The sequence below is a fragment of the Paraclostridium benzoelyticum genome (assembly GCF_001006285.1).
In the GTDB taxonomy this organism is placed as follows: Bacteria; Bacillota; Clostridia; order Peptostreptococcales; family Peptostreptococcaceae; genus Paraclostridium; species Paraclostridium benzoelyticum.
In genome coordinates, this window is sequence record NZ_LBBT01000090.1 from 1 (window position 1) to 696 (window position 696).

1 protein-coding gene is annotated in these 696 nt (G+C 22.4%); it reads right to left on the reverse strand.

What is annotated here, in order from left to right; all coding sequences use genetic code 11:
- On the reverse strand, window positions 1-545 hold a 545-nt coding region (locus tag VN21_RS04240), incomplete at its 3' end, for an acyltransferase family protein (RefSeq protein WP_046822198.1).
- Window positions 546-696 lie beyond the last annotated feature (151 nt).

Below are 696 nucleotides of genomic sequence, written 5' to 3' on the forward strand. Positions count from 1 at the left end.
CTCGTATCTAAATTCCCAGTCAAGGCTGCCCAATTATACCATAGTATTATAACTATTATTATTGTTATTACTCTAAATAAATCATTATCTATACATCTATATAAAATCGGATACGTCATAGATATAAAAATATATAAGGGTACATACCATAATTGAAATGCTATATTGTACCCTTTAAAGATATTTAAAAATTGATTTAGAACTATGTGTAAGTTCACATCATTCGTGTTGAACATAAATTTTAATAATATATATATAGTACTTAAAACTAAAAAAGGTTTTATAATAAATCTTAGTTTTTTTGATACTAAATTTTTATATACTTTATTTTTATCATTAAGTGCAAATTTATAACCAGATATAAATATAAACATTGGAACTGATGCATGTATTAAATTATCTACCAATCTCATATAAAATGGTCCTTCTATGTAACTTTTCAGATGCAGTATCTTTAAAAGATTATATGCATTGCTATGTATAAGCACTACGCAAATTATAGCTATTCCACTATAAGCTTCTAGCTCTTTTAGCTTTTGTCTCATCAAATATGCTCCTACTTTTTTATAAAATAAAAACTTTAAAACATGGATACCTATGTATATTTTTAAATTTTTATTTTATTTATGTTAATTTATTATTGTAATAAATCTTTCAAACAATTATACATAGATATATAGTGTAAATAATTTATAG